Genomic DNA, 17,063 nt, shown 5'->3' on the forward strand with positions numbered 1-17,063 from the left:
TCTGTTCAGGCCGGCGCTTCTCCTTGATGACCAGGATGCACCGGCGCAAGCGGCGCCAAATCCCGTCCAAAATTCCACATCCATCCCATCTGACTCCGGAGATTTCCTTTATGAGTTACGACAACATCATCGCCGAAGTACGCGGAAAAGTCGGCCTGATCACTCTCAACCGCCCGAAGCAACTCAATGCCCTCAACGATGACCTGATGAACGAAATGGGCAGCGCACTGGCCGACTTCGAGGCCGACGAGAACATCGGGGCAATCGTCATCACCGGCTCGGAGAAGGCTTTCGCGGCCGGCGCCGACATCACGGTGATGCAGTCACTGACCTATATGGAGGCGTACAAGGGCGACTTCATCACGCGTAACTGGGAAGGCGTCAAAAACTGCCGCAAGCCGGTCATTGCCGCCGTCGCCGGCTACGCCCTGGGCGGCGGTTGCGAACTGGCGATGATGTGCGACATCATCCTGGCCGCCGACAACGCGCAGTTCGGCCAACCCGAAGTCCGCCTCGGAATCATTCCCGGCGCCGGTGGCACGCAGCGCCTGCCGCGTGCGATTTCGAAGGCCAAGGCGATGGAAATGTGCCTTGCCTCGCGCAACATCGACGCCGTCGAAGCCGAACGTTCCGGCCTGGTCTCGCGCGTCGTGCCGGCCGACAAGCTCCTCGAAGAAGCGATGTCGACCGCCACGCGCATCGCCGGCTTCTCGCTGCCGGTGGTGATGATGATCAAGGAATGCATCAATCGTTCGTATGAAAGCTCGCTGTCGGAAGGGCTGCTCTTCGAACGCCGCGCATTCCATTCGGCTTTCGCGCTCGACGACCAGAAGGAAGGCATGGCGGCTTTCGTCGAAAAACGCAAGGCCTCGTTTACCAACCGCTGAAACAGCCGAGACGGCCATGAAAGTCGCTCCCGCGACTTTCATGGCCAGCCCCCTCCGATTACCGGCATCGCCTTGACGGCATGGGGCTCAAACCGGAGGGGCCTACGGTCAGCAATGGGCCAGGTCTACTGCATTCTGTATCGTGACCTGGTCCACCCACGCCTTGGCATGAACCGTGCTGTAGATGTTCGAGCAGGCGGCCACTTCAAGCGTCAGGGTCACCGTCCGGTTGGCAAAACGCGTCAGGTCGATCGGCGCTGGGCGCAGCCACTCGGTTTCCTGATGGACCATGCCGATGGCCGTCACTTCATCGACTACGACGCCGTCGACCAGAACCCTGAAACTCGCGCTGGTGTAGTCGTTGACCGCCGCGTTTAGATCGAGTCGGCGGACGTAGCTCAACTCGGGCTGCGAACCGAGCTTGATACGCCGCGAGCTTGACTGCGCTCGCGGCCCGACGGTTCCGCCGTCACCGGAAGACACCTGCCCGTAGAGCATCGAGCCACCGCGAAAAGCGCGCGGGTCGTTATGCAGCAGTTCCCAGCCGGCGCCGTCCCAGCCGGACATCTTCAGCGCGGCCTCCTCTTGCGTGGAACCTGCGGCCCGCGCTGCCGCCGACCGCTGCGAGATACCCTTGAGCACACCGGCCGCCTCCAGCGCCGTCGAAATGATTCCCGGAACGTCGATTCCCAGCGGCGCCGAACTGTTCGACCGGCGCGTCGCACCGCCCTTGAGGAGACCCGCCGCCTCGAGCGAGGCCGTGATGATGCCGTGCACGTCGAGGCCAAAAGGACGGTTGGCGCCGCCGCGCCGATCGTCGCCAGCGGATCCGCCCGCCTGGCCGCTGTCGCGCGCCGGCTCGTCACGCGCAACGCTGTCGGTCGGCCTTGCGGCAGAGGCCGCCTCGGCAGCCGCCGGTCGAGCCGATTGGTGGGCCGATGAGCGGGCCGATTCGGCGGCCTGCGCATCGCCGCTCGCAGGCGCTTTCGCCTGCGCTGGACGCTCGGCCAGCAAGCCCCAGAAGTCGGCGATGCGGTGTGTCGACGAGATGCCGACCGCATTGAAGAAGGGTGCTGCAGTACCACACTGGTGCGGCTCGCTGCCAGGGTCGAGGGCGGCGCCGTGCGACATGCCGGTGATCGTGTACGACTCGATCAGTTCCTCGCCGTTCGGCCCTTGCCAGACGCGCCGCGGGTAGCCGGCGACGGTCATCTCGACCGTCGGCTGCACGCCGATGCCGTGCACGTCGGTCCATTGCTTGATGATCTCTTCGGCGTTGATCGGTTTGACCGCCGTATCGGCGTCGCCGTGCCAGATGGAGACCCTGGGCCACGGCCCCTGATGCGCGGACGCTGCCCTGACCAGGTCGCCCCACTCGTTGCCCGAACGACAGCGGCCCTGGAAGATGCTCTCCAGCCCCTCCTGCAGGCCCCTGGCCGTACGGTAGGGAACACCGGCAATCACCGCGCCACCGGCAAACACCTCGGGATACGTGGCCAGCAGCACCGTGGTCATCGCCCCACCCGACGAAGTCCCCGTGACATAGACCTGGCGGCGATCGATACCGTGGTCGCGCACCATCTGGTCGACCATCTGCGTGATCGACTGCGGCTCACCTCTGGCGCGCTCGTTGTCTTCCGGCCGGAACCAGTTGAAGCAGCACAGCGGGTTGTTGTTCCATTGCTGTTGCGGAAAAAGGAGCGCGAAGCCATGCCGGTCGGCCAGCGTCGACCAGCCCGATCCCTTGTTGTAAGAACCGGCGCTCTGCGTGCAGCCATGCAGCACGACGACCAGCGGCGCGTCGGCCGGCAAGCGATCGGGAAGATAGGTAAACATGCGCAATTCGCCGGGGTTGGAGCCAAAACCGCTGACTTCGAGCAAACGGTGCTCTTGCGAGTCGACCTGGTCGGACCAGGCTTGCACCGTCGCCAGCGTCGACAGGAGTTTTTCCCAGCGACCGCCGTGCGGCGTCTTGGCAGCGAGTTTGGCCATCTTGGCAATGGCGGCCACTTTGTGGCCCAGTTTGTTGAACATTGGATTACTCCTGTCATCGGACGAGGTGGTAAGCAGACCGATCTCGATGAATTTTCGGACCGGCAGAAAGACGCTGTGGAACAGGCCTGGATCGACCAATCCACCACGTTGAGGATCGAGCCAGGCCGGCGGAGCGGCGTCCGCGGCCAAGCCATAGGTGTGACTGACGACCGCCCGGCGGCCCTGCCACCAGGAGCTGAACTGCAGCGAGGCGACCGGACAACCGCGGTTGATCCAGACGCCAAAGAGTTCGCCGGCGACGATGGCCCGCGTCTCGTCGGCGCAGGCCAGTTCGAGCAAGCCGGCCAGCGCCTCGCCGAAGCGCAGTCCGTCGAGGCTGATGGTCGCTACCGGCGCTGCCGGCGCAGGCTCGCTGTCCGTGCGCGCCAGCGCCGGACCAAAGATAACGCGCGGCGTATTGCCACCCGGAGCGACAGCGACAGGCTGCAGGTCGGCATAACAGCGAATCGCTTCGAGCGTCTGCGACTGTTGTGGCGCGGCCATCGCTCCGATCAAGAGATCGGCCGCATACTGCGGCGTCGCCAGTGGTGACCCCCTGCCCCGCGGACCAGGAGCCACCAGCCCGCCGGTGACCATCAGGGTGACTCGAAAACGCAGATCGCGGCGCGACTCCCCAAGGATGTCGGCGAGGCGTTCACTGAACTCGTAGCGTGCAAGTCGATTTACCATGCAGCAACGATAGCATGCCTCGCGACGGTTTGCACGTATTTTTTAGTAAGTGACGTCTAATAGTTTTTTGCTCAATGCCGGCAACCGCTGAGCTCTACACGCTCATTGTGCGGCCAGTGTCAGCATACCCAGCACCTTGGCAGACCTTTGCAGGCGGATGTCGAAACAGGCAAAGTGCAATTCCTCGCCAGCCTCTTGTTGCAAAATACGCGCCGCGGCGAGTTGAACGCTGTCGTAGCCGCGCAGGGCAAAGGTGTCGGCATATTCGCCAGCCATGTCGACCAGCGACTGCGTCACCTCAATGATCGCATAGCGCGGCCAGTCGCCACGCAAGCGGGTTCTTACCGCCTCGATCACCTCGGCGTCGGTCGGATTCTCGCGTACGCGGCGTGCCAGCGCCGCCATGGCTTCCGCCCAGGCCACGCGGCACACCGCGATGGCGGAGGCCGACCCGGCAAGCGACAGCATGAGATCGCTGGAATTTTCGTTGATGTATAGCTTGACCAGCGCCGAGGTATCGCAGAACAGAATCAACGCCGATCCTCGAGCACCATCCGGCTGACCGCCGTCCCCCCCTCGACGATGTCCAGAGGCGGCCCCAGCCGAGGCTTGCCGCCGCTCCAGGACAAGGCACCGCTGGCGATCAGGCCACGAACTCCCTCGCCGGCACACGACGGAATGCCCACGATGCGGGCAATGGGCTTGTTGTGCGAGGTGACCTCGATGACTTCGCCTTCCTGCGCGCGCAGCAATACGCGGGAGAGACAGGCTTTGAGTTCGCGAACGGCAACGGACATGGCGGAACCTCAGGAGAAAAAGTCGTCACATTATAAGGCCGCCTATGGTTAATGTGGTCACATTGCCTACCCGACCGTAAGCATGTAGGGTGCAATAAGCGAAGCGCATTGCACCAGATAACGAATGCCAGAGTCGGCCGCCATCAGGCATCGGACGAGCCATGCGATGTTTTGCGCCTGGCGCAATGCCCTACGGCTATTGCGCCCTACGATTTGCCTTGGCCGGCAGCGACACACTTCCCGGCGAACGCACCGCCGGCTTCGCCCACACCGGCGCAGCGCCGCGCGTCCCGGTCCCCGGCGGCTGAAAACTCGGGATCAGTTGCTGCCGGCCATTGCCGATCAGGTCGGCACGCCCCATCTGCTTGAGCGCTTCGCGCAGTAGCGGCCAGTTGTTGGCGTCGTGATAGCGCAGGAAGGCCTTGTGCAGCCGGCGCTGGCGGCCGGCGCGAACGGTTTCCACAGCATCGGAAGTGCGACTGACTTTCTTGAGCGGGTTCCTGCGGCTGTGGTACATCGCCGTGGCGATCGCCATCGGCGTCGGCAGGAAGGTCTGCACCTGGTCGAGACGGAAATTGTGGCGCTTGAGCCACAGCGCCAGGTTGAGCATGTCTTCGTCGGTCGTTCCGGGGTGGGCGGCGATGAAATACGGGATCAGATATTGCTCCTTGCCCGCCTCTTTGGAGAACTTCTCGAACATCGCCTTGAATTGGTCGTAGGAAGCCATGCCGGGCTTCATCATGTGCGCCAGCGGCCCCTCCTCGGTGTGCTCGGGAGCGATTTTGAGGTAGCCGCCGACGTGATGCGTGACCAGTTCCTTGACATACTGCTGGTCGCGCACGGCGAGGTCGTAGCGCAGCCCCGAACTGATCAGCACCTTTTTCACTCCCGGCACCGCCCTCGCCTTGCGGTAGAGCCGGACAAGCGGCGTATGGTCGGTGTCGAGATTCTCGCAGATACCCGGGAAGACGCACGACAGGCGGCGGCACGAAGACTCGATCCTGGGATCCTTGCACGCCAGACGGTACATGTTCGCCGTCGGTCCGCCGAGATCGGAAATGACGCCGGTGAAACCGGGTGTCTTGTCGCGGATTTCCTCGATCTCGTGCAGGATCGATTGTTCGGAACGGCTCTGGATGATTCGCCCTTCGTGTTCGGTGATCGAGCAGAAGGTACAACCGCCGAAGCAGCCGCGCATGATGTTGATCGAGAAGCGGATCATCTCGAAAGCCGGGATCTTCGCCTCGCCGTACGACGGATGCGGCCGGCGCCGGAAGGGCGAGGCAAAGACGCCGTCCATTTCCGGCGTCGTGAGGGGAATCGGCGGCGGATTGAGCCACACATCGCGCTCGCCGTGCGCCTGGACCAGCGCGCGCGCGTTACCGGGGTTCGATTCGACGTGGAAGGTGCGCGAGGCATGCGCATAGAGCACCGGGTCGGCGGCCACCTGCTCGTACGACGGCAGGCGAATCGCGGTGCGTGTCCGGTCGAGCTTCGGCATGCGCGAGTGCGACTGGAAATCGAGCTTGATCACCTGCGCCCGGGGTTTCCCGCCGTCCGACCCCGCCGGCCTGGCCGCACAGGCGGCGTCCTGACCGGTCTCCGGGGTCATCGCGTAGGGGTCGGGATGGCGCACCAGCGCGCCTGGCGTATCGACGTCGCTGGCGTCGACCTCGGCCCAGTCATTGCCCGGCAGCCAGCCGCGCGGCACCATGAAAGCGGTGCCACGCAAATCGCGGATGTCACTGATCGCTTCGCCGGCAGCAAGACGGTGCGCCAGTTCGACGACGGCCCGCTCGGCACTGCCAAAGATCAGCAGGTCGGCTTTTGAATCGGGCAACACCGAGCGGCGCACCTTGTCCGACCAGTAGTCATAGTGGGCAATGCGGCGCAGACTGGCTTCGATCGAACCGATCACCACGTTGGCGCCGGGAAAAGCCTCGCGACAGCGTTGCGCATAGACGACGACCGCGTGGTCGGGCCGCTTGTTCGCTTCGCCGTTCGGCGTGTAAGCGTCGTCGGAACGGGGCTTGCGATCGGCCGTGTAGCGATTGACCATAGAGTCCATGTTGCCGGCAGTGACGCCAAAGAACAGGTTCGGCGCTCCAAGCGCGCGGAATTCCCTGGCCGACAGCCAGTCCGGCTGGCTGATGATGCCGACCCGAAAACCCTGTCCCTCGAGCAGACGGCCGATCAGCGCCATGCCGAAGCTCGGGTGGTCGATGTAGGCGTCGCCGGTAACCAGGATGATGTCGCACGAATCCCAGCCGAGTTCGTCCATTTCGGCACGCGACATCGGCAGGAAGGGCGCCGTGCCGAAGCGGCTGGCCCAGTATTTGCGGTAGGAGAAGAGGTTACGGGGCGCAGTGCTGGGCGCCTGGTTGCTCGCAGTTTTCATGGGGGCTGGATGAAGAATGTTGAACAAAATTTCCCGGACCGTCGGGCGGCCGAGTTGGTCAGCAGATCGACCGTAGGTCGCTCTGGAGTCCAACCCTCGCCATCAATACCCCATCTCCCGCTGGTGCCGAACGGCGAGAATTACCGCCGTTCTCTGATCCGCCTCGTAGCGGTAAATGGCCACGTATCCGCTATCACCGAAGTCGATCAGCCACTCCCGGTATTCCGCTTCCATGTCCTCGATCGGCCGACCAACGCCGGGCTGCCGTGAAAGAATCCTCACCCCATCCCGGATTGCCTTCGCCGCTCGCCTGGCCGCGTCGACGTTCTTCTCGGCAAGAAAGCGATAGAGGCGCTGCACGTCGCGCAACGCCGATGGCGACCAGATCAGGCGTGGCACTCAGGCGGATCCACACCCTGGCCCGCTGCCAGCTTGCCAAGCCACTCGTCCGCTTGTTCCATCGTCACGTGCTGGCCAGTACTGCAATACTCGCTCCAGGCTGTCATGGCCTCCTGCCGAAACGCTTCGCGCTTTTCCTCGCGCTCGACATATTGTCGGATCGCTTCACGCATCACCCAGTGCGGCGTGCGCTGGCGAGCTTCAGCCAGGCGCTGCACGCGCTCCTTGATGTCGAGGTCGATCTTGATCGCCACAGGGCGCGCAGTAGCCGTGCTCATCGCCGCATCCTCCGGGTATTAGCAGGTATTACCATAGCACGGAACCTGGGCTCCTGCCCACCACGATTCGCCCTCCCCCAGCATCCCCCTTCGGTTTTCATGGCATCGAGCGCATCGTCATCCGCACTTCTCGACGGATTGACGGCGCTTACCTGTAACATCCTCGACGTCAGGCTTGGCACCGACCGGCGGGTACGTCGCCTCGATCAGGCTTTCCTGCACATCGAGCGCCGGCGTCTGCATGCGTGCTCATCTTTCAAACCGTAAAGGGGTAAAGAAGCCAGGAGCAAGCTTCCTCCGCTGACGCTACGGAAGCATCCTGGCCAGACGAAAACCGAAGCTGTAGCCCCGGCCCGTCGAGTCGCTCCTGCTGCGAGTGGCCGAGCGAGCGACCTGCGGAGCGTTGCCCCAGGAACCGCCACGCAGCACGCGCCCGACAGAACATTGTCCGCTCGTCCACGCGCTGCCGTCGCGCGGCGCACCACTATAGTTGGCATTCCAGCAGTCCTCCGTCCATTCCCAGACGTTGCCGCTCATGTCGTACAGCCCAAAGGCGTTCGCCTGTTTCCCAGCCACCGAATGCGTATTCTCCCCACTATTACTGGAGTACTACGCCACGCTCTCGATGCTGTCGCCCCCACAATACTCATGCCTGCCGCCCGCTCGGCAGGCGTATTCCCATTCCGCTTCACTCGGCAAGCGGTAGGTCTTGCCGGTGTTGGCGCTCAACTTGCGAACGTAATCCTGCGCGTCGTTCCAGCTCACCTGTTCCACCGGGCAATCGGCGCCGCAGTTGCTGAAGTAGCTCGGGTTGTTGCCCATCACCGCGCGCCATTGCCCTTGCGTCACTTCGGTCCTGCCCATCGCAAACCCGCGGACGCTGACGCGATGCACCGGGCTTTCATCCCCAGCGCTGCCGCCCATGTCGAAACTCCCCGCCGGAATCACCACCATCTCCGGGCAATCCGCGCAGTCCCTGAACACCTCGCCGGAGCGCCGCCCGCCAGCCGCTTTCGGCGATGCCACAGGCGATGCCTCCTGCGCCTTGGGCGCGGCTTTCGGCATGGGCTTCGGCGCCGCCTTGGGAATCGGCTTCGGCTCCTCCGGCAAAAACCCCCACGCCGCGCTCGCCACCCCAAGCAGGACCGCCCCACAGAGCACTTGAATTCGCCGCCTCATCAATGCTTTCATCCTCTTAATCCAGTGTGCTCATCTTTCAAACGGTAAAGGGGTAAAGAAACAAGGAGCAAGCTTCCTGCGCTGACGCTACGGAAGCATCCTGGCCAGACGAAAACCGCCGTAGTTGATCCGGTACGTCGTGACGAACCAGAAGCGATCGGCCGAGCGAGCGAGCTGCGGCTTGTAGTACCAGGAACCGCCACGCAGCACGCGCCGCCCGCAATCGCCGCTCGTCCACGCGCTGCCGTCGGTCGGCGCACCACTGTAGCTGGCATTCCAGCAGTCCTCCGTCCATTCCCAGACGTTGCCGCTCATGTCGTACAGCCCAAAGGCGTTGACCTGCTTGCGGGCGACCGGATTCGTACTCTCTCGGCTGTTGCCCTTCGGTGTGGCGTAGGCGCCATACCAGCCAACCGCATCGAGATTGTCGCCCCCACAATACTCATGCCTTCCTCCAGCGCGGCAGGCATATTCCCATTCCGCTTCACTCGGCAAGCGGTACGTCTTGCCCGTGTTCGCACTCAACCTGCGAACGTAATCCTGCGCGTCGTTCCAGCTCACATTTTCCACCGGGCAATCGGCGCCACAGTTGTCGAAGCGGCTCGGGTTGTTGCCCATCACCGCGCGCCATTGCCCTTGCGTGACTTCGGTCCTGCCCATTGCAAAACTGCGGACGCTGACGCGATGCACCGGGCTTTCATCGCTACCGCTGCCGCCCATGTCGAAACTCCCCGCCGGAATCACGACCATCTCCGGGCAATCGGCGCAGTCCCTGAACACTTCGCCGGGCCGTCGTTCGGCTGGGGCTTTGGCCGGCGGCGCTACCGGCACCGCCGGCGCTTCAGCCGCTGCCTCCGGCGCCTTGGGCGCGGCTTTCGGGATTGGCTTCGGCGCGGCCCTGGGGACCGGCTTCGGCACCGGCTTGGGCTCGTCCGGCAAAAAGCCCCACGCTGCGCACGCCACGCCAAGCAAGACCACTCCACCAAGTACTCGAATGCGCTGCCTCATCGATGCTCTCCTCCAGATCACCTCAATGCCCCGAAACCCCATCCCCGCCCCACCCCTCCCCTTGAAGGGGAGGGAGTGACAAATCTGGCCATTGCCCCCCTTCGGCACCACCCAACCCAACTCGTCTCATCGCAAACGTCGCTCCCTCACCTTCCCCCTGCAGGGGTGGAAGCGCTTGCATTCCGATGCACGGACCCGGTGACCAATGGAACTCCTCCCCCTTCAAGGGGGAGGCGGGGAGGGGGATGGGGCAAAGCGACCCCACCCCGCAGCGTCCACAACCAGAGCCTCCACCCGCAAGCCCCGGCGCAACCCGGCGCGCGTCGAGAACGTGCAGGTGGCGAGGGTGCTGCCGACTGCGGCCGTGGCCACTGCGGCATCGGATCGGCGTCGTCAGCCACACTTCTTGAGTGACTGACGGCGGCTGCCGGCAACGTCCTCGACGTCAAGCCTGGAACCGGCCGGGGTGTAGCGGAACAGCTTGCCGCGCTGCGCCGCCGGCGTCACCACCACGGTGGTGATCGTGTTCGCAGCCACCTGAACGATCTTCTCTTCCGCCAGGCCAGCGGACGGCCAGTACTGCATCAACATGGAATCCTTGACGGTAAACGTGGCGGGCGAATCACAGCCACTCATCGACCATTTCCCGTCGACCTGGGCGAGAAGCTTGCTGCGTGAGTCCAGCAACTGCTTCTTCACTTCCTCGGGAATGGCGCGGATCTGGTTGAGCGTCACGAGCGCCGCATTGAACTTGCTGTTCGCCTCGTCGGCATGGCCGCTCTTGAGCGCGGTTTCCGCAGCGCTGATGCCGCCTTCGATGGCCGGCAGCCCATTCGTGCCTTCGAGTTGTTCACGCAGGCGCTTCTCCACCTCGCTGGCCAATGCGCCCTTCTCCCGCGCTTCGAGTAAGCTCGCCTGCAGGGTCGCCCGCTCCTCGGCCGACTTGGCCGAGCGGATCTGTCCTTCGATTCTCTCGGCGTCGCGACTGGCTGCGCTGACAGCGTCCTTGACTTCGCGCCGCTGCGTGTCCACCAGTTTCAGCACCGATTTCACTTCGCCCTGCAGCCGGGCAGCCTCCTGTTTGGCACTGGCCTCGGCTCCCCGGTCGGGAAGAACACCCCGCCACGCAGGAAAGGTGCCGACCAGTATCCCGACCAGCGCCAGCCCGCCAGCGACCGCTCCGATCAACTTGAAATTCTTCGCCGAAGCACTCAGTCGAGACATGAACAGGGCCTCGCGAAACTCCTTCATCGAGGTGTAGCGGTTGGCAGGCTTCTGCGACAGCGCCTTGTCCACGGCGTCCGAAACAGCGGACGGGACGTCTTTGCGTACCCTCTTCAGCGAGTCGATACGGCCAGTCGGCACCTGTCCGCTCAACATCTCGTAGAGCATCACGGCCACCGCGTACTGGTCGGCGCGGCCGTCGACCCCGCCCAGGCCGGCCAGTTGCTCCGGCGCCATGTAGTAAGGCGTGCCGGCGCTCATCATCGTCTCGAGGGCATGCGTGCTGCTGGTCAGCAGTGCGATGCCGAAGTCCATCACCTTGGCCTTGCCGTCGTCGGTCAGCCAGATGTTCTCCGGTTTGATGTCGCGATGCACGGTCTTTTCGTGTGCATAGGCCAGCGCCTGGCACACCTGGTCGGCGATCCGCAGCGCATCGTCCACCGCCATTTCCTTGCGCAGCCCCTTGAGATTCTTCAGATAGGTGCGCAGGTTCTGCCCGTTCAGCAACTCCATGGTCAGGAAGCAATACGCCCCGTCCTTCTGCACATCGAAAACCGTCGCGATGTTCGGGTGCGACATTTCGCTGGCCACCCGCGCTTCGCGCAGGAAGCGCTCCCTGGCGTTGGGACTGGTGAGCATCTGCGGCAGCAGCACCTTGATCGCGATGTCCTTGTCGCGGTTGCGGTCGAAAGCGCTGAAGACAGCTCCCATGCCGCCGGCGCCGATCTGCTCGTGCAGTTCGTAGCGCCCGGCGATGGTCTGCCCCGGTTTGAGGGCGATGCCCAGGTTGGCGGCGGGGCCACCACCCGTGCTGCGCGTGTAGGCCGCTTGCGCGAGCGGCAGGTCGGCGATCATCGTCTGTGACAGCCCGCCGGCCGTCGGACCACCGACCAGGACGGCGCGCGCCTCCTCGATGTCGGCCAGTTGGCGACGGTACTTGTCCTTCAGCGCCTCGCTCGGCGCGCCATTCACTCTCTGTTCGAGTTGCGCCACCTTGTCCAGCAGCGCGTGTTCGATGTCGGCGGGGGACACCGAAATTTCGAGTCCGAGGGCATGCAGGGCTTCTTCGCGAGTCACTGTGTTCTTCTCCTTGAATGCGCCGGGCTAGACGTTGATCTGGACCGATTCGACGAGTTTGCGCTGCTCGTCCAGATCACGCATGCCCAGCTTGCCGTCGCCGTCCTGCAGGGTATGCGCGATTTCCTTGCCGACCACCAGGTCCCGAGCCGTCACGCGCACCAGCCCATCGCGACCCAGCGCGACAGTCACTTCGACCGGGTAGTTTTTCCGGGGATTCTGAATCGGCCCGAAGGCGAAGTGCCCCAGACTGAACTCCTCGCCAGCCTCGCCGCGCTTCTGCACGAACTCGAGCACCAGACGCGTCTGGTCGTCGCGGTTGGTGTAGAAGGTGCGCGCATACGATGTCGGCAGCGGCGTGTTGCGCGCGATCAGGCTTTCGAGCGCCGGCTGGTTGTTTTGCCGATCCCATACCCGCAGGCACAGATCCGCACCGGAGACCTGCTGAATCACCGAGTCCGAGTCGCGATGGCGGCCAAAGCGTTCAGCGAGGATCGCGGCACCGAAAGCCACCGCCTGGTGCGGCTGCTTCGATACCACATCGCCCGCGCGCTTGCCCGACACGCGCAGGATTTCCGCCTGCACCTGCGGCAGCAGCGACGACCCGCCGGTGAGCAGAACCTTGTCAACGTCCTTCCAGGTCAGCGACGCGGCATTCAGGCAGCGCGAGCACGAGGCCAGCGTCTCGCTGACCGCCTCGGTCATGATGGCGTCGAACTGCTGCCGGGTGAACACCAGATCGAAGGGATTGCCCAACAGCAGCAAGGACTGTCTGACCTGCGGCAAACCGGGTTTCGAGAGCTTTATCTTGGCTTGCTCGGCGAGCCGCCGCAGCCTTTGCGCCGACCCCGGATCAGCCAGCGGATTGCGACCGAAGCGACGCTGAAAATCGTCGGCGATCAGCGCCATGATGCGCTCGTCGAGAATGCGCCCGCCGAGCTTGGCGACCCCATCCGAGGCGAGGACGAAGAGGCCTTCCTTCGCCGTCTGCAGGACGGTCACGTCGAAAGTGCCACCGCCAAAATCGTAGACCAGCAGCGTCCGGTCGGATGGCCCCTCATTCAGCCCGTAGTAGGTCGCTGCCGCGACCGGCTCTTCCATCAGGCGAACGCTGCCCAGTCCGGCCAGCGTGGCGGCTAGCAAGGTGGCGCGGCGCTGCTCGTCGGTGAACTGGGCCGGCACCGTCACCACCGCTGGCCCGATTTCGTCGTTGGCGAACGTGTCGGCGTCCTTCAGCAGCTTGCGCACGATCAGCGCCGACAGGCCCTCCGCCGACCACTGCCGCTGCTGGTGGTCGCCGTGCGACCACTGCGTCTGCGCCAACCGGGCCTTGACGAAGCGCGCAATCGGCAGCTCGGGGGCATCCTCGAGCAGTTCTTCTGCCGCTTCGCCGACCAGACATCCCTCGCGGCCGATATAGACCACGCTCGGCGTCCGGAACTGACTGGCGTTGTGCACGTCGGGGAAGAGCGCCGGCTGGCCATAGGAATTCACATGCGCCATCATCGAATACGTGGTGCCGAGGTCGATACCGGGAAAGATCATCCGCCGGCCTCACTCGAACCCGAAGCCGCCGCCGATCTGCGCAGCGCGTCCCTGGCCTGCTCGAACCAGTCGCCAACGAGTTGCCGCAGCTTGCCGACTTGTTGACCCAGGCCCTGCAGTTCACGCAGCCGCTGCTCGATCAGCTTGAGTTTGGCACGCGCATCACGCCGTTCGCTCTCGGTCGCCTGCGCCTTGCTGAGCTGCGCTTCGCGCAAGGCGGCATCGAGCCGGGTGACGGCCTGGCGCTTGATGTCGTCGAGAACCTGCTGCAGGCGGCTCTGCTTCTCGCGCAGAATATCGTTCAGGACACGATTGAACTCGGCGGACACACTCTCGCGAACGCGCTCGATCTCCTTGCCGAAACTCTCTTCTTCTTCGTGCCGCCAACTCCTGTACGTAAAAGCGACCGCACCGAGAAACAGGAGCAGGAAAACCACCCCGGCCCAGGCGGCCTTGCGAACGTTGAAGCCGACAAAACTGCCCACCAGCGACAGCGCCATCATGCCCACGAAAACGATCCGCCGCCCTTCGCCAAGCCGTTGCATGAAGCCACGCCGCGGGATTTCCCCGCGATACTTGATGTCGAGATCGAGCATCTCGGCCAAGGGCTCCCACAGGGCGCGGTTGTCCGGTGGCGTCAGCGCGAGGCTGCGATTGACCGCACCCGTTTCAGCCAGCAGGTCCTCGGCGCTGCGTCGCGTTTCTTCCAGGCTGTCGCGGATCAGCACGCACTCTTCGTCGAGTTGATAGCGCAGGGCTTTGGACAAACGGCGGCGGAAGTCGGCCAGCACTTCGGTCTTCAGCGAGAGTTTGATCGTCTTCGACGAGGTCTCCCGGTCGAGGTCTGCGGCTTGCAGGCTGGCCAGCAATTGTTCCAGGACCTGCGCAATTTCACCCGACTTCAACAAGGCCCGCCGATTGCCTTCACGCAGCGACTGCATCAACTTGTTGAACTCGTCGCTCAACTGCAGCTTGTAGCGATCGAACACCAGCTTGACGTCCTGCTCCCTGGCCGCCACATCGGCCGCACGTTCGAGGCGTGCTTCGCGCTTCTGGCGCGACTGCAACTGCCGCAGATCGGTTTCGAAACGCTCCTGAATCATGTCGACCAGGCTGCTGCCCCGCTGCGCCAGCGCGACCCCGGACAAGGCCTGGCGGATCGGATGATTCGGGCCGCGCGCGATGAAGTCAGGCAGGAAGCTGCCCCCTTCGCCGAGAACATTGACCGGCAACAGCGTCATCCCGGTGGCGGCAAGCGGCCGCAACCAGACTGGCGCCGTGGCGGGCGCGGGTCCGACGACCAGCGGCCAGATGCCGGCAACGCTTCCCGCCAGCATCTGCATCGCGTCGAGGTCATCGGGCGTCGGACGATAATCGCCAGCCGCAGCGACCATCAGCACCGGCGAACGATTGACCAGGCTGCCGAGAATCGCGGGCGAGCGCAGGACGGTGGCCGAGTCGCGCGTGACGACCAGGTGAAGATTGCGCAGCGCTGGCGGCGCCGCCAGCGCCAGGCGAATCGGCGATGCCAGATCGGGGCTGGCACTACCCAGCACTTCCAGGGCGGAGGCCAGGTGCGCAGCGGAATCGAAGTCGGATCTCCCCTGAGAGTCTGTTTCCAGGCTGTAGCCGCGCTCCTGCAGGCGAACCTCGAACATCTCCAGAGGTTCGGACAACCTGATCGTCACGCTGTGGTGCTGCGGGCCGATCAGCCAGGCCAGCGCCGCCGCACGCGCTGCCGGCTCGAGGCCCAGCAGAACGACCGAAAATGCGCTGTCAGGCAGTCCGAGCAGAGCCTCAGCCTGATCGACGAGCGGCGTCTCCGCCTGCCCGCGCTCAAGCTGTTCTGCAATGGCGCGCAACTGTTGCGCGACCTCCCTTGGGGTAGACAAAGACCCCGCAATCCCTGCCATCGACCTCGAACTCCAGAAATGCCCACCAGGTCAGAACGAACGAGTTCGCGAGTTTAGCGCAAGGATCACGCCAAGGTCACGAAATCATTGAATTTCGTCGTTCGTATGGCTATCCTGTCGCTTCGCAAACCGACCGACTCCGGGAGAAAACATGGCCGCCCAACGCATCTCCGAAGCCCTTGACATCGCCAACCAGCACGCAGACCACGCCGAGGAGTCGGCGCGCAAGACTGACGACTCCGCGCATCAGGCCGAAGTGCATCAACAGGCCGCCGAGCATGACGCGCAGGCGGCGACGCAAGCCGCACAGCAGAGCGATCAGCACACCCAGCACGCCGCCGCAGGCCAGGAACGTGCCGAGTCGGAAGCCGCCGCCTCAACCCAGTCGGCGGCAGAGACCCACGACCATTCGCGCGCCGCCCAGGATTCGGCTGGCCAGGCGCAGGAGCATTCGTCGCAGGCCGGCTCGTCGGCCCAGGAGGCGCAGAGCGAGGCTTCGACGGCAGGCCAGTCCGCCGGCGAGGCGCAGCAGCACTCAGGCGCTGCCGGGCAATCGGCAGCGCAGGCGCAGGATTCCTCAGGGCAGGCAGGGCAATCGGCGGCGCACGCGCAGGAAGAAGCGCAGCACGCCACGCAGGCTGCCGGCCAGGCGCAGGCGGCCGCGCAAACGGCGGAGCAGGCCGGGCACACGGCACAGGATCAGGCGCAAGCCGCATCCGCGTCGGCCGAGCAGGCGCATCAGCAGGCCGATCAGGCCGCGCACTCGGCGCAGGAATCGCAAAGTCAGGCCGCGGCCGCCTCGCAGTCAGCGCAGCAGGCCGGCGAACAAGCCACGCACGCCGAGCAGGCGGGCCAGGAAGCGCAGACTTCGGCGACCCAGGCGGGGCAATCGGCGCAGGCCGCCGACCAGCATTCCCAGGAGTCGCAGCAGGCGGCCTCCGAGGCCGGCGCTCATGCCTCACAAGCCGAAGTCTCCGCCAGCGAGGCTGCGGCGCAGGCGAGCGAAGCGCAGGCCGCCGCCGAGCGCGCCGCAGCCGAGGCGGAGAGCGCTGCGGGTGCGGCAGCGCAGGCCGGCGAACAGTCCGGGCAGGCAGCGGCGGCGGCGACGCAGTCGCAGGAAGCGGCGCAACAGGCCGAAGCGCTGGCCGCGCAGGCCGGCGAAGCGGCAAGCAAGGGGCAGACCGTTCTCGGCTCGATCGAGCAGCTTTCGACGCAGGCCAGCGCGGCACTCGAAGAGGCGACCCGGCACTCGCAGGAGGCCAGCGAACACGCCAGCCAGGCCCAGCAGCACAGCGAGCGCGCCGGGCAGACCGCGCAGGAAGTCGAGCAGCGCCTGGGTGAAGCGCAGAACGTCTTTGAGCAGACACAGGATCTCCACCGCCAGGCGGAGGAGGCGCTGTCGCAACTGAAACAGGTGCTCGTCGAAAGCCAGCAAGCCAAGGAAGAAGCCGACCAGGCCAAAGAAGAAGCCAGTCGCTCGCGCGACGAGGCCCAGCGCGCACTGGAGCGCGCGGAAGCGGCAAGCCGGCAGTCCGAGCAGCACGAGTCGACGGCGTCGCGCTCGGCCAGCGAGGCCGAGTCTGCAGCTTCGCAAGCGCAAGCGGCGTGGTCGCGTGCCATGTCGATGATCTGAT

At 64.8% G+C, this 17,063-nt stretch carries 13 protein-coding genes and 1 pseudogene; 2 read left to right on the top strand and 12 right to left on the bottom strand.

Annotated features, from left to right (window positions below; all coding sequences use genetic code 11):
- The first annotated feature begins 110 nt into the window (after positions 1–110).
- Positions 111–887: an enoyl-CoA hydratase gene (locus tag ACCAA_RS13650; protein ID WP_186407800.1), complete on the top strand. Its 777-nt coding sequence runs from the start codon at positions 111–113 to the stop codon at positions 885–887.
- Positions 888–995: 108 nt separating this feature from the next.
- Here the strand turns inward: ACCAA_RS13650 and ACCAA_RS13655 are convergent, their stop codons facing one another.
- The 12 genes and pseudogenes from ACCAA_RS13655 to ACCAA_RS13710 form a co-directional block, all read right to left on the bottom strand.
- Positions 996–3,611 (bottom strand): extracellular catalytic domain type 1 short-chain-length polyhydroxyalkanoate depolymerase, encoded by a 2,616-nt coding sequence (locus tag ACCAA_RS13655; protein WP_245754577.1) that lies wholly within the window; start codon positions 3,609–3,611, stop codon positions 996–998.
- A 102-nt stretch (positions 3,612–3,713) separates the two neighbouring features.
- The gene (locus ACCAA_RS13660) at positions 3,714–4,145 is read right to left on the bottom strand and encodes a type II toxin-antitoxin system VapC family toxin (protein WP_186407801.1); all 432 of its coding nucleotides are present in this window, start codon (positions 4,143–4,145) and stop codon (positions 3,714–3,716) included.
- Positions 4,142–4,408: a type II toxin-antitoxin system Phd/YefM family antitoxin gene (locus ACCAA_RS13665; RefSeq protein ID WP_186407802.1), complete on the bottom strand. Its 267-nt coding sequence runs from the start codon at positions 4,406–4,408 to the stop codon at positions 4,142–4,144. Before ACCAA_RS13665 ends, ACCAA_RS13660 begins: the two co-directional genes overlap by 4 nt.
- 196 nt (positions 4,409–4,604) lie before the next feature.
- On the bottom strand, positions 4,605–6,806 hold the full coding sequence (locus tag ACCAA_RS13670) for a YgiQ family radical SAM protein (RefSeq protein ID WP_186407803.1): 2,202 nt from the start codon (positions 6,804–6,806) through the stop codon (positions 4,605–4,607).
- A gap of 102 nt (positions 6,807–6,908) precedes the next feature.
- The gene (locus ACCAA_RS13675) at positions 6,909–7,205 is read right to left on the bottom strand and encodes a type II toxin-antitoxin system RelE/ParE family toxin (RefSeq protein ID WP_186407804.1); all 297 of its coding nucleotides are present in this window, start codon (positions 7,203–7,205) and stop codon (positions 6,909–6,911) included.
- Positions 7,193–7,483, bottom strand: a complete 291-nt coding sequence (locus ACCAA_RS13680; RefSeq protein ID WP_186407805.1) for a CopG family ribbon-helix-helix protein — start codon at positions 7,481–7,483, stop codon at positions 7,193–7,195. Before ACCAA_RS13680 ends, ACCAA_RS13675 begins: the two co-directional genes overlap by 13 nt.
- Before the next feature lie 117 nt (positions 7,484–7,600).
- On the bottom strand, positions 7,601–7,726 hold the full coding sequence (locus ACCAA_RS22505) for a hypothetical protein (RefSeq protein WP_281193198.1): 126 nt from the start codon (positions 7,724–7,726) through the stop codon (positions 7,601–7,603).
- A gap of 63 nt (positions 7,727–7,789) precedes the next feature.
- Positions 7,790–8,674 (bottom strand): annotated as a pseudogene (locus ACCAA_RS22105) (formylglycine-generating enzyme family protein).
- 75 nt (positions 8,675–8,749) lie between these two features.
- Complete coding sequence (locus ACCAA_RS13695) at positions 8,750–9,670, bottom strand: formylglycine-generating enzyme family protein (protein ID WP_245754578.1); 921 nt, start codon at positions 9,668–9,670, stop codon at positions 8,750–8,752.
- 393 nt (positions 9,671–10,063) lie between these two features.
- Positions 10,064–11,971: a serine/threonine-protein kinase gene (locus ACCAA_RS13700; RefSeq protein ID WP_186407808.1), complete on the bottom strand. Its 1,908-nt coding sequence runs from the start codon at positions 11,969–11,971 to the stop codon at positions 10,064–10,066.
- A 27-nt stretch (positions 11,972–11,998) separates the two neighbouring features.
- The gene (locus tag ACCAA_RS13705; protein WP_186407809.1) at positions 11,999–13,516 is read right to left on the bottom strand and encodes an Hsp70 family protein; all 1,518 of its coding nucleotides are present in this window, start codon (positions 13,514–13,516) and stop codon (positions 11,999–12,001) included.
- Positions 13,513–15,429 (bottom strand): AAA family ATPase, encoded by a 1,917-nt coding sequence (locus tag ACCAA_RS13710; protein WP_186407810.1) that lies wholly within the window; start codon positions 15,427–15,429, stop codon positions 13,513–13,515. The genes ACCAA_RS13705 and ACCAA_RS13710 overlap by 4 nt, the downstream gene beginning before the upstream one ends.
- 151 nt (positions 15,430–15,580) lie before the next feature.
- Here ACCAA_RS13710 and ACCAA_RS13715 point away from each other — a divergent pair, with 151 nt between their 5' ends.
- Complete coding sequence (locus tag ACCAA_RS13715; protein ID WP_186407811.1) at positions 15,581–17,062, top strand: coiled-coil domain-containing protein; 1,482 nt, start codon at positions 15,581–15,583, stop codon at positions 17,060–17,062.
- Position 17,063 lies beyond the last annotated feature (1 nt).

It is taken from the genome of Candidatus Accumulibacter aalborgensis (assembly GCF_900089955.1).
Taxonomy (GTDB): Bacteria; Pseudomonadota; Gammaproteobacteria; order Burkholderiales; family Rhodocyclaceae; genus Accumulibacter; species Accumulibacter aalborgensis.

Excerpts from the sequence above, each read along its gene's own strand:
- ACCAA_RS13650 (WP_186407800.1), top strand. The coding sequence starts at position 111 with ATGAGTTACGACAACATCATCGCCGAAGTACGCGGAAAAGTCGGCCTG.
- ACCAA_RS13655 (WP_245754577.1), bottom strand. The coding sequence starts at position 3,611 with ATGGTAAATCGACTTGCACGCTACGAGTTCAGTGAACGCCTCGCCGAC.
- ACCAA_RS13665 (WP_186407802.1), bottom strand. The coding sequence starts at position 4,408 with ATGTCCGTTGCCGTTCGCGAACTCAAAGCCTGTCTCTCCCGCGTATTG.
- ACCAA_RS13670 (WP_186407803.1), bottom strand. The coding sequence starts at position 6,806 with ATGAAAACTGCGAGCAACCAGGCGCCCAGCACTGCGCCCCGTAACCTC.
- ACCAA_RS13680 (WP_186407805.1), bottom strand. The coding sequence starts at position 7,483 with ATGAGCACGGCTACTGCGCGCCCTGTGGCGATCAAGATCGACCTCGAC.
- ACCAA_RS22505 (WP_281193198.1), bottom strand. The coding sequence starts at position 7,726 with ATGCAGACGCCGGCGCTCGATGTGCAGGAAAGCCTGATCGAGGCGACG.
- ACCAA_RS13695 (WP_245754578.1), bottom strand. The coding sequence starts at position 9,670 with ATGAGGCAGCGCATTCGAGTACTTGGTGGAGTGGTCTTGCTTGGCGTG.
- ACCAA_RS13705 (WP_186407809.1), bottom strand. The coding sequence starts at position 13,516 with ATGATCTTTCCCGGTATCGACCTCGGCACCACGTATTCGATGATGGCG.
- ACCAA_RS13710 (WP_186407810.1), bottom strand. The coding sequence starts at position 15,429 with ATGGCAGGGATTGCGGGGTCTTTGTCTACCCCAAGGGAGGTCGCGCAA.
- ACCAA_RS13715 (WP_186407811.1), top strand. The coding sequence starts at position 15,581 with ATGGCCGCCCAACGCATCTCCGAAGCCCTTGACATCGCCAACCAGCAC.